The organism is Gordonia alkanivorans, assembly GCF_004011905.1.
GTDB lineage: Bacteria > Actinomycetota > Actinomycetes > Mycobacteriales > Mycobacteriaceae > Gordonia > Gordonia alkanivorans.
Map to the genome: position 1 here is coordinate 4,739,483 of NZ_CP027114.1, position 11,997 is coordinate 4,751,479.

Sequence of the window (11,997 nt, forward strand, 5' to 3'; positions counted from 1 at the left end):
TAGAGGATGTCGAGAGCGTTGGATCGTCTCGCGCAGCGATTCGAGGTCGTCGGCCGACATCAGCACCGCGGCCGGTTTGCCGTGCTTGCTGATCGTGATGATGTCGTGGGTGGTCTCGGCGCTGTCGATGAGCGCTGTGAACTTGTCCTTGGCTTCGCCGAGTGGCTGTGTCGTCATGGCTACAGATGGCTTGTCTCGAGAGACAACGACAGCGCCCCGGTGTCAGGTCACCGGCGCGCTGTCGTGTTCAGATGTCCGTCAGATCTTGAACGGCCACCCCGTGACCTTCTTCTCCCGCGGCGTCGCGTAGGTCCTGACCTTCGACGTCGAGAGTCCCATCCGGACAAGCCCTTCGGCGATCGTGACGGCCGAACGCACACCGTCGACGATCGGGACGCCGGTCGCGGCGCGGACCTGCTCCTCGAGCTCGGCCATGCCGCCGCAGCCGAGGCAGATCACCTCGGCCTTGTCGTCGGCGACCGCCAGCCGCGACTGTTCGACGATCGCCTCGACCGCCCGCACGGGATCCGACTCGAGTTCCAGCACACCGAGTCCCGACGCCCGGACCGACGCACATCGCGCATCGAGGCCGGCGAGCTTGAGCCTGTCCTCGATCAGCGGGACCGTGCGGTCCAGCGTCGTCACGACCGAGAACCGGTGTCCCAGATACATCGCCGTCGACGCCGCGGCCTCGGTGATGTCGACGACCGGGACCTCGAGGAGTTCTTGCAGACCTTCCCGACCGTGTTCGCCGTACCCGGCCTGGATGACGGCGTCGTACGGTTCGGGGTAGGCGAGGATCGCGTCCATCACCGCGATCGCCGCGAGATAGGACTCGAAGTTGCCCTCGCACGAGTCGGCGCCGAATCGCGGTGTGGTGCCGACGATCTCAGTACCCGGTGAAGCGACCGAACGAGCCGAGGCGGCGATCGCCTCGGTCATCGACTCGGTCGTGTTGACGTTGGCGACGAGAATGCGCATCGGGATCTACCTCCTGGCGATCAGTGGGTGCTGGCGACGGAGATCGGCTCGCCCGACACCTCGGCGAACGGTCCGCGACGGTCGGCGACCAGCAGGTAGACGACCGCGCCGAGACCGGCACCGATGAACCAGGAGAACTCCGAGACCACTTCGAAGGCCGGAACGAAAGCCATCACCAGGGCGAAGGCTGCCGTCGGGACGAGCGCGACGATGGCCCGCAGGTTCACGCCGTTCCGGTAATGGTAGGCGGCGTCGGGCGCTTCGGAGAACAACGCGGGCACGTCGATCCGCGAACGGCGGACGAGCCAGTAGTCGGCCATGACGATGCCGAACAGCGGTCCGAGCAGCGCACCCAGCCCGCCGAGGAAGTAGTTGATCACCGCAGGCGAGTTGTAGAGATTCCACGGCAGGATGACCAGTCCGATGATGGCGGTCACGAGCGCCGCGCGGCGGAAGTCCAGGTAGCGCGGGAACAGGTTGGACAGTGCGTAGATCGGCGCGACGAAGTTGGCCATCAGGTTCACCGCGACCGTGAGGATCAGCAGCGCCAGGCAGGCCAGCACCAGCAGGAAGGTGTTGGGCACGGTCTGGACGATGTCCGACGGCGACTCGATGACCCGGCCGTCGATCCGGAACTGCGCGCCGGCCAGCACGACCACGATGCCGCCGAAGAGCAGCATGTTGAGCGGGATGCCCCAGAAGTTGCCGCGCACGATGGCTTTTCGCGATTCCGCGTTGCGGGTGAAGTCACAGAAGTTCAGGACGAAGGTGCCGTAGATGGCGACCCACAGGCTCGCGCCGCCGATGATCTGCAGCCACATGTCCACGCCGGTCAGCGAGTCGGGAGTGGTCCACGCGATGGTCCAGTCCGCGTTGCTGAGCATCCAGATGGCCAGCGCCACCATCGTGAACAGGATGACCGGGCCGGCGAAGGCCTCGTACCGACGGATCATCTCCATGCCGTAGCTGACGATGATCACCTGGATGACCCACAGCGAGACGAAGGAGATCCAGCCCAGGGTCGAGAGGCCGAGGAAGCGGTTGGCGTCCAGGTCCTCCGCGCCGGGGAACAGCGCGACCAGCATGATCCGGAGGACGACCGACGCGAGGTAGGTCTGGATGCCGAACCACGCGATCGCCACGCCACCGCGGATGAGGGCGGGGATCTGCGCGCCGCGGATGCCGAACGAGATGCGACTCATCACCGGGAACGGGACACCCGTCTTCTCGCCCATGAAGCCGGACAGGTTGAGCAGCAGGAAGAGGAAGACACCGCCGAGCACCAGCGCCGTCAGGATCTGCCAGCCGCCCAACCCGAGGGCGAAGAGTCCGATGGCGAAGGCGTAGTTGCCCAGGCTGTGGACGTCGTTGGCCCACAGCGTGAAGATGTTGTAGCTCTTCCAGCGACGACCTTCGCGGCTCGTGGGCGCCAGGTCGTCGTTGTACAGCTTGGGACTCAATCCGGCCGGGACGGTTCCGGTCACGCCGTGGCTCTCCTCGCCGGCGGACACGCCGGTCGTGGACGTCATCGGCGTCGCCTCGTCACGTTGGATCGTGGGCGGTTCAGTGCTCATCTCTGCACTTTCGTCGGACGGTCATCGATGACCGCGCTCCTACACTCGTAGAACTTCCGTGATGTGGAATCAGGGTTCCGCGTTGGTGAAGGTTAGCGCCCGCGTGCGGGGCGTTGTCAATAGCATCGCTCAGCGCTACTCGCGAGTCACGTTTCCGAAATCGCGACGCGACATTCCACGATGAGGAATCTGCTGGGTTAGTCTCTGGAACGAACCCAGGACACGGCGATCAGCAAGGAGTCCCGCCCCATGACCTCAGACACCGGTGCCCCGTCCCCTACCTCCGACGATGCCGCGGATGCGCCCGCTGCACCGTTCGACCTGGTCGTGCGTGGTGAAAAGACCCTGACGACCGCGGGCATCGTGGCGCGGGAGATCGGCATCCGCGACGGCCGGGTCGTCGCCATCGAGCCGCTCGGCAGCGGGCTCGTCGGCAACGAGGTCATCGAGCTGGCCGACGACCAGGTGATGATCCCCGGCCTGGTGGATACGCACGTGCACGTCAACGAGCCCGGCCGCACCGAGTGGGAGGGCTTCGACTCGGCCACCCGCGCGGCGGCCGCCGGCGGCGTCACCACGCTCATCGACATGCCGCTGAACTCGATCCCGCCCACCGTGAACGTCGACGCCCTGGCCGAGAAGCGCGCCGCCGCACAGGGCAAGACCCACATCGACGTCGGCTTCTGGGGCGGTGCCATCCCCGGCAACTCCGACGACCTGCGCGGCCTGCACGACGCGGGCGTGTTCGGCTTCAAGTGCTTCCTGCTGCATTCGGGCGTCGACGAGTTCCCGCACCTCACAGCCGACGAGATGGAAGCCGACATGGCCAAGCTCGCCGAGTTCGACTCGCTGATGATCGTCCACGCCGAGGACTCCCGCGCCATCGACCACGCGCCGTCCCCCGAAGGCGACGAGTACGCCCGCTTCCTCGCCTCGCGTCCGCGGGGCGCCGAGAACCTGGCGATCGCCGAGGTCATCGAGCGCGCACGCTGGACCGGCGTTCGCGCCCACGTGCTGCACCTGTCGTCGTCGGACGCCCTGCCGATGCTCGCCAGCGCGAAGAACGACGGCGTGAAGATCACGGTCGAGACCTGCCCGCACTACCTCACCCTGCTGGCCGAAGAGGTGCCCAACGGCGCGACCGCTTTCAAGTGCTGTCCGCCCATCCGTGAGGCCGGCAACCGGGAATTGCTGTGGGAGGGACTGCTCGACGGCACGATCGACTGCATCGTGTCCGACCACTCGCCGTCGACCGTCGACCTCAAGGACCCCGAGAACGGCGACTTCGGCGTCGCGTGGGGCGGTGTCGCCTCGTTGCAGCTCGGGCTGTCGCTCATCTGGTCGGAGGCCAAGAAGCGCGGCATCGGTCTCCCGCAGGTGATGGAGTGGATGGCGTCGAAGTCCGCCGATCTCGCCGGCCTGCCGACCAAGGGTCGCATCGCCCTCGGCTGCGACGCCGACTTCGCGATCTTCGAGCCGGAATCCGCACAGATCGTCGACGTCAACCGGCTGCACCACAAGAACCCGGTCAGCCCGTACGACGGCCGCGCGCTCGCCGGCGTGGTCAAGGGGACCTGGGTTCGCGGTCAGAAGGTGGACTTCGAGACCCCGCGTGGACGGATGCTGCGCCGCGGCGACGTCTGAGGGCTGCTGCACCGGAGGTGGCGATTCCACACCGACCGGTAGAGTCGATCGAATGAGTTCGGATGACCAGCACACCGGCCTGGCCGATGAGTTGGCGACGCGTTCCGACGACGAGCTCACCGAGCTGCTGATCGAACGCCCCGACCTCGCCTCCCCCACCCCGCAGGGCACGCGTGTGCTGGCGCAGCGTGCGCTGTCCGCGGCGTCGTTGGCGCTGGCCGGTGAGGATCTCGACGTCTTGGCGGTCGCCGTCCTCGAGCAGGCGATCGCCCTGGGCAGCCGCAAGGCCACGAAGACCAAGCGCCCGTCGGAAACCATGATCGTCAAGTCGTTGTCCGGGCGCGCCGCGGCCAAGGACGTCCGCGCCCGCATCGACCTCCTTCGACGCCGCGCGATCCTGTGGGGCGACAAGACCTCGCTCTGCGCGGGCGAGCACGTCGACTCCGCGATGCCCTGGCGGTCACCACATCTCACCGGACCGCTCGCGGGCCGGAGCGGCGAGGAGATCGCCGCGATGGTCGCCGACCTCGACGAGCGGCCGAAAGAACTCCTGGAGACCCTCGCCCGCGGTCCGGCGCTGGGCCGCAGCCGCGACGCCGATCCCGACGCCGACCCGAGCACACCCGTCGCGCAACTGATCTCGTCGGGCCTGCTGGCCCGCGTCGACAATCAGACCGTCGAACTCCCGCCGATGGTCGGCGCGGTGATCCGCGACGAACCCGCTTGGCGCACCGACGATCTCACTCCCCCACCGCTGAACGAGGCCGGCCTCAAGCCGCGTTTCCCGGCGAAGGCGGTCGACGCCGCGGCGGGCGGCGAGGCACTCGAACTCATCCGTCACCTCACCTCGCTGATCAACATCCTCGGCGCCACCCCCGCGACGGTTCTGCGGTCGGGGGCGCTCGGTGTCCGCGAACTCCGGCGCCTGTCGAAGCTCTCCGGCATCGAGACGCAGCGCGTCGCATTCCTGATCGAGCTCGCCGGCTACCTGCGGATCATCGACGCCGGGTTCCCGGAACCGCCGCCGCCCAACGACTCCGGCGAACAATCCTTCGCGCCGACCTCCACCGCGGACACCTGGCTGCACCAGCCACGTGAGCGTCAATGGTTGTCCCTCGCCGACGCCTGGCTGCACATGCCCCGACGCGCCTGGCAGGTCGGCGACCCCGACCGCGACGGCAACGCGATGGCCACCCTGTCCGCCGATCTCCACGACGCATACGCGCCGATCCAGCGGCAACTCATCCTGTCGACTCTGGCCCACGCCGACCCCGCGGTCGCGGTGACGCCCGACGCCGTGCTGGCGAACCTGCACTGGCACCGCCCCCGCCAGATCCGACGCTTCAGCAAACGCCTCGTCGCCGAAACCCTGCGTGAGGCACGCGAGATCGGGCTCGTCGCACACGATGCGCTGACCACCGTCGGCCGGGCATACACCGTCGATCCGCCGGCCGATGCCGATCCCGCCGACGCCGACGCAGCGGTGCTGGCGGCGATGCGCGCCGTGCTGCCCGAACCGGTGGACCACTTCCTCACCCAGGCCGACCTGACCCTCACCGTGCCGGGTCCGATGACGCCCGAACTCGCGGAGCAGGTCGAACTCGTCGCCGACCTCGAATCCGGCGGCGCCGCATCGGTGTACCGGATCACCCCGGAGAGCGTTCGACGCGCCCTCGACGCCGGACGCAGCAGCAACGAGCTGTTGTCGATGTTCACCACGCACTCGAGAACTCCGGTGCCGCAGTCACTCTCGTATCTCATCGAGGACGTCGCCCGAAGACACGGGCAACTCCGCGTCGGCGTCGCGTCGGCGTTCATCCGCTGCGAGGACCCGACGGTCCTGGCCGCGGTGCTGCGCAGCCCGGCCGCCGAGCCGCTCGCACTGCGGGCACTCGCCCCGACCGTGGCGATCTCACCGTCCGAGGTACGCGAGGTCATCGACCAGTTGCGTGCCGCGGGTTTCGCTCCGGCAGGCGAGGATTCGACAGGCGCCGTCGTCGACCTCCGCGAACGCGGCAGCCGCGTCACCGTGTCGCGGGCCCGCCGCCAGGCCCAGCCGCGTCGCAGCGCGCCGTCGGAGGAACAACTCCGGTCGGTGGTCGGCCGCATCCGTTCGACCGACCGCGCCGCCGCGGCCACCCCGGTTCGCAGCACCTCGGCGTCGACGCCGGTGCGCGCCACCGGCAGCGGCGAGTCGGCCACCGCACTCATCCAGCTCGCACTGCGCGCCAAGCGCCGGCTTCGCGTCGGCTATGTCGACGCCCAGGGATCGGCCAGCCGCCACGTCGTGACCCCGAAGGTCCTCGGCGCCGGTCAGCTCGTCGCCGTCGAAGAGGGCAGCGACACCGAGCAGCGATTCTCGCTCCACCGCCTGACCAGCGTCGAACTGCTCGACGCCTAGCCTCCGAGGGCCGATCCTCACCCGCTGCCCACCCAACCACCGGTCGACTTCAACCCGACCTGCAGACTTCGATCGACGTCTGCCGGTCGAGTTGAGGTTCGGCAGTCGGGATCCCCACCGCAATGACACGACCTGTGACATCCGTCTCACAATCTTGGTAGGCTCGCGGATACTCAGCGCCGAGGAAAGCTGGCCCGTCATGACCGCTGTACGCCGCCTCACCGACGCCTCCGCCGGGGTACCGGACACCTACCAGCACGATCTCGTACATCGGATCAAGCCACCGTCACGACGCCGCCGCGTGAAACGTCCGGTCGACCTCGTCACCGTCATCGGTCCGACGCTCTCCGTCGCGAACGTGATCATGCAGCTGTCCAACCCTAAGGTCGGGTACGGCGTGCACGAGAGCCGCGTTCCACAGGGCAACGCCATCAAGCGCCCGGTCAAGCGGGCCCGCACCACCGGTACGTACCTGGCCGTCGCGCTGGTGGGCAGCGACTCCGACAAGGAGTACATCCACAACTGCGTCGGCCGTGTGCACGACCAGGTGTATTCGACCGGGACCAGCCCGGTTCGCTACAGCGCCAACGACTCGCGCCTGCAGCTGTGGGTGGCGGTGTGCCTGCTCAAGTACTTCATCGACCAGTACGAGCTGATCTACGGACCGCTCTCCGCCGCCGAACGGCACATGGTCCTCACCGAGGCGCATCCGCTCGGCACTGCGCTCAACGTGCCCTGGGACAAGTGGCCGGCCACCTACGACGAGCTCCTCGTCTACTGGAACAGCCAGCTGGCCGAACTCCGGATCGACGAGCCGGTGCGGCAGGAACTGCAGAGCCTCGCCGACCTCTCGTTCCTCGAGTTCCGCGCCGGCGTCGTCGGCACCATCGCCCACAAGACCCTCGGTGGTTTCCTAACCTATGCCATCAACGCCGGGCTCCCACCGGAGTTCCGGTCGATGATGGGCTGGACGTGGACCGAGGACGACGCCCGTCGCTACCAGGCACTTCTCTCCGCACTGCGCGTCGTCGACCCGGTCGTGGCGCCGGTATTGCGCGGCATCTTCCGGCTGAACATCGTCGACCTGCGGGTGCGCCGCCGGCTCGGCATCCCCGTGTTCTGACCCACAAAGAGGCCCGTCGCTGACAATCACCGCTCCTATCTGGACAATGGAGCGGGTGACCGATGGACCCCTGATCGTGCAATCCGACAAGACGCTGCTGCTCGAGGTCGACCACCCCGACGCGCAGGCGGCTCGTCAGGCGATCGCACCTTTCGCCGAACTCGAACGTGCCCCCGAGCACGTCCACACCTACCGGGTCACCCCGCTCGCGCTGTGGAACGCCCGCGCCGCCGGTCACGACGCCGAACAGGTCGTCGACGCGCTGGTCACCTTCTCGCGCTACGCCGTCCCGCAGCCACTGCTGATGGACGTCGTCGACACGATGGGGCGCTTCGGCCGGCTGCAGCTGGTCAAGCATCCCGCGCACGGACTGACCCTCGTCAGCCTCGACCGTGCCGTGCTGCTCGAGGTCATGCGGCACAAGAAGGTCGCGCCGATGCTCGGCGCGCAGATCGACGACGACACGGTCATCGTGCATCCGTCCGAGCGCGGACGCCTCAAACAGGTCCTGCTGAAGGTCGGCTGGCCGGCCGAGGACCTCGCCGGGTACGTCGACGGCGAGGCGCACCACATCGAACTGGACCAGGACGACTGGCACCTGCGCGACTACCAGGAGATGGCGGCCGACTCGTTCTGGGCCGGCGGCTCCGGTGTCGTCGTGCTGCCGTGTGGTGCGGGTAAGACGATGGTCGGCGCGGCCGCGATGGCCAAGGCCGGTGCCACCACCCTCATCCTGGTGACCAACACCGTCGCCGGCCGGCAGTGGAAGCGCGAGCTCATCGCGCGGACCACGCTGACCGAGGAGGAGATCGGCGAGTACTCCGGCGAGCGCAAGGAGATCCGTCCGGTCACCATCGCGACCTATCAGGTGATGACGCGAAAGTCGAAGGGCGAGTATCGGAATCTCGACCTCTTCGACTCCCGCGACTGGGGTCTGATCATCTACGACGAGGTGCACCTGTTGCCCGCACCGGTCTTCCGGATGACCGCCGACCTGCAGTCGCGCCGACGCCTCGGCCTCACCGCAACGCTCGTTCGTGAGGACGGCCGCGAGGGTGACGTCTTCTCCCTCATCGGCCCCAAGCGCTACGACGCCCCGTGGAAGGACATCGAAGCGCAGGGCTGGATCGCACCGGCCGAGTGCATCGAGGTGCGCGTGACCCTCACCGACGAGGAGCGTCTGCAGTACGCGGTCGCCGAGCCGGAGGAGAAGTACAAGCTCTGCTCCACCGCGCACACCAAGGTCAACGTCGTGAAGGCGATCCTGAACAAGCACAAGGGTCAGCAGACGCTGGTCATCGGCGCCTACATCGACCAGCTCGAAGAGCTCGGCCGCGAACTCGACTGCCCGGTCATCCAGGGGTCGACGAAGAACAAGGAGCGCGAGATCCTGTTCGACCGCTTCCGTTCCGGCGAGTTGCAGACCCTCGTCGTGTCGAAGGTCGCCAACTTCTCCATCGACCTGCCCGAGGCGTCCGTCGCCGTCCAGGTGTCGGGCACGTTCGGCTCGCGCCAAGAGGAGGCCCAGCGTCTCGGTCGCCTGCTGCGACCGAAACACGATGGCGGACAAGCACACTTCTACTCGGTGGTCTCTCGCGACACCCTCGACGCCGACTACGCCGCCCACCGGCAGCGCTTCCTCGCCGAACAGGGCTACGCCTACCGCATCACCGACGCCGACGACCTCCTCGGCCCGACCATCGGGGACACCACCCCGGCGGACTAGCGGGGTTCCCCCTCCCTGACCTGCTGAAACACGCCCCTGGGAACCACCCTGCACAGGCGGGCCGGTGACATGGTGTCGCCGGGTCGCCTGCGCAGGGCGGATCCTGGGGGCGCTTTTCGGTGGCCCCTCACACCTCCATCAAGCAGTACCCGATCGACTCGGGCTGGAAGAACGTCCAGCGGGCCTCGCCGGCAGCGCAGGTGACGGTCGACGCGCCTCGCCTGGTCACCTGCGCGAGCACCGTCCGCAACGCGGGTGCACTCGTGCACGGGACCTCGCGATAATCGGCCAGCGATCCGTCCTCATTCGGGATCAGGTAGCAGAGTCCTTCGTAGAAGTTCGGGGTGAGGCACAGCTTCCGGGTGCTGTTCGGGAAGGTCAGCGTCGAATTCTGTTCGCTGGCACAGGGAGTCGCGGTGGCGATGATCGACGCGGTGTAGAAGTTCATGCCCGACGAGTCGCAGTCCACCTCCGATGCCAGCACCGTCGCCGACGACCCGGCCTGCATGGCGATGGTGACGCACTCGCCGACCTGAACGTCGTCGGGACCCGTGACCGACAGCGGCGTCGTGTCGGTGGTGCGCGCCGCGGGGCTCTGGCTCGGAGTGGTCGCGGTGGTCACCACCGGCGCCGAAGCGGTCGTCGACGTCCCGGCGGCTTCCGGTGCGGACGACACCTTGGTCGCCACGTAGACGACGCCGGCGACGATCGCGAGCACGAGGACCAGCGCCAGCGCACCGAGCGCGATCAGCACCCCCGACCCCTTCTTCTCGGGCGGCGGCGGGTAGCCGGGTTGCGACGAATAGCCCTGGTAGCCGCCGGGATACGTGCCCGGCGGTGGTTGCCCGGGCGGAGTGCCCTGCGTACCCGGTGGAGAGGCGGCGTACGACGGCTGCCCCGCATACGGCGGGTGCGATGGCCGCGCGGGTGGGGGTGGCTGCTGAATGCCCGGCTGCCGATAGGGAGCGCCCGGCGGTGGTGGTGCCGGTTCGCGGGTGGTCAGTGCATTCTCGAGTGCGACGCCGAACTCCCGGCACGACGGGTAGCGACGCTCGGGCTCCTTGGCCAACCCGCGACTGAACACCGCGTCGGCGGCGGGTGAGATCCCGGGACGCAGGCTCGACAGTCGCGGGGGCATCGACTGCAGGTGGTGGGCGATGATCGACGCCGTGCTCGCGCCCTGGAACGGCGGCCGGCCGGTGAGGAGTTCGAAGACGGTGGCGGCGAGCGCGTACTGGTCGGCGCGGGCGTCGACCGCGTCGCCCAGCAGTTGCTCCGGCGCCGCGTACGCCACGGTGCCGAGGAAGACGTTCGTCGACGTCAGGTGGCTGACGTCCTGCTCGGACTTGGCGATCCCGAAGTCCGCGAGCAACACTCGCGGTTCCGGACCGTCGAGGCCCTGCAGCAAGATGTTCGCGGGTTTGACGTCGCGGTGCAGCAGACCGGTCGCGTGGGCACGGTCGAGGGCGGCGCCGACGGACCGGACGATGGCGATCACGATCTGGGGATCGAGGCCCTGCGGGGTCTTCCGCAGCAGTTTGAGGGCGTCGATACCGTCGATGAACTCCATCGCGATCCACAGATGACCGTCGTACTCACCGGAGTTGAAGATCGTGACGATCGACGGATGCACGACGCTCGACGCATGTTCGGCCTCTTTGACGAAGCGCTGCCGGTACATCGGGTCGCGGCTGAGTTCTGCGGGAAGGACCTTCAGCGCCTCGTTGCGCGGCAGATGCGGGTGCCGGGCCAAGTAGATCTCGCCCATACCGCCTCGACCGATGAGTCGGATGATCGTGTAACCGGCGAAGTGCTCGCCGGGATTCCGCGGCATCGCCCCTCCTCATCCTCCTCGGGCAGGTTCGCTCAGTCTGCACCGCCAGATCGTGCGCGGCGACCACAATGCGTCCCGACGTCACGCAACGCCCACCACCCCGGGCCGCCGGCTTCAGACGGCGACGGCGTCAGGCACCCGAGAGCGACGCCAGGCAGAACACGCGCGGTTCGGGCTTGTCATAGGTGGCCTTGACCTGGCCTTCGGCGCATTCGAGGGAGCCGTCGCCGTCCGTCTCGACGCGATAGATCACCGCTTCCGAGCCTGCATCGGCGTTGCAGTCGACCTCCTTGAAGTCGACCAGCGAGCCACCTGCCGACTGCGGGATCTCGTAGCACTGGCCCTCCACGAAGTTCGGCATCAAACAGAGGCGATCGGAGGTGTCCGGGAAGGTCAGGTAGTTCTCGAACTCGCCGCACTCGCCGGGCACGACCTGCGACGCGATGAAGGTCATCCCGTCGGCGTCACACTCCGCCTTCGTCGCCTCGACGTTCGACTTGTCTCCGTCGGTCGATCTGACCTGCACACATTGCCCGATCGCCACATCCGTGGGCTTGGAGACGTTGTTGGTCACGCGGTCGACCGAGGAACACGCGCCCACGAGGAACAGCGCGGCACACGCCACGATCGCAATGACGGTACGTCCCGCACGACCATGCTGGTGACCCACTACCGGCGCTGCCATGCGAGGGATCGTACGCTGCAGCGACGTTG

At 67.9% G+C, this 11,997-nt stretch carries 8 protein-coding genes and 1 pseudogene; 4 read left to right on the forward strand and 5 right to left on the reverse strand.

Translation table 11 applies throughout. The features are described 5' to 3' along the window. Positions 1-6 precede the first annotated feature (6 nt). The 3 genes and pseudogenes from C5O27_RS21525 to C5O27_RS21535 all read right to left on the reverse strand — a co-directional run. Positions 7-177: pseudogene (locus C5O27_RS21525) on the reverse strand (type II toxin-antitoxin system Phd/YefM family antitoxin); the annotation flags it as partial. Positions 178-258: 81 nt separating this feature from the next. After that, positions 259-981 (reverse strand): aspartate/glutamate racemase family protein, encoded by a 723-nt coding sequence (locus C5O27_RS21530; RefSeq protein ID WP_127963625.1) that lies wholly within the window; start codon positions 979-981, stop codon positions 259-261. Positions 982-1,001: 20 nt separating this feature from the next. Next, positions 1,002-2,555 carry an NCS1 family nucleobase:cation symporter-1 gene (locus C5O27_RS21535; RefSeq protein WP_208651398.1) on the reverse strand — a complete coding sequence of 518 codons (1,554 nt, stop codon included), beginning with the start codon at positions 2,553-2,555 and terminating at the stop codon, positions 1,002-1,004. Between the two features lie 249 nt (positions 2,556-2,804). Between C5O27_RS21535 and allB the strand changes: the two genes are divergently transcribed. The 4 genes from allB (at position 2,805) to C5O27_RS21555 (ending at position 9,449) form a co-directional block, all read left to right on the forward strand. After that, positions 2,805-4,199, forward strand: a complete 1,395-nt coding sequence (gene allB / locus C5O27_RS21540; protein WP_127963626.1) for an allantoinase AllB — start codon at positions 2,805-2,807, stop codon at positions 4,197-4,199. A gap of 52 nt (positions 4,200-4,251) precedes the next feature. Further along, entirely contained in the window at positions 4,252-6,600 is a 2,349-nt protein-coding gene (locus C5O27_RS21545; RefSeq protein WP_127963627.1) for a helicase-associated domain-containing protein, read from the forward strand. 199 nt (positions 6,601-6,799) lie between these two features. Next, positions 6,800-7,723, forward strand: coding sequence for an oxygenase MpaB family protein (locus C5O27_RS21550; RefSeq protein ID WP_127963628.1), 924 nt, complete (start codon positions 6,800-6,802; stop codon positions 7,721-7,723). 55 nt (positions 7,724-7,778) lie between these two features. Then, entirely contained in the window at positions 7,779-9,449 is a 1,671-nt protein-coding gene (locus C5O27_RS21555; RefSeq protein ID WP_338155879.1) for a DNA repair helicase XPB, read from the forward strand. Between the two features lie 127 nt (positions 9,450-9,576). Here C5O27_RS21555 and C5O27_RS21560 read toward each other — a convergent pair whose 3' ends face one another. Both C5O27_RS21560 and C5O27_RS21565 read right to left on the reverse strand, forming a co-directional pair. Then, positions 9,577-11,283: a serine/threonine-protein kinase gene (locus C5O27_RS21560; RefSeq protein WP_127963629.1), complete on the reverse strand. Its 1,707-nt coding sequence runs from the start codon at positions 11,281-11,283 to the stop codon at positions 9,577-9,579. 130 nt (positions 11,284-11,413) lie between these two features. Further along, positions 11,414-11,968: a hypothetical protein gene (locus C5O27_RS21565; RefSeq protein ID WP_006360620.1), complete on the reverse strand. Its 555-nt coding sequence runs from the start codon at positions 11,966-11,968 to the stop codon at positions 11,414-11,416. Positions 11,969-11,997 lie beyond the last annotated feature (29 nt).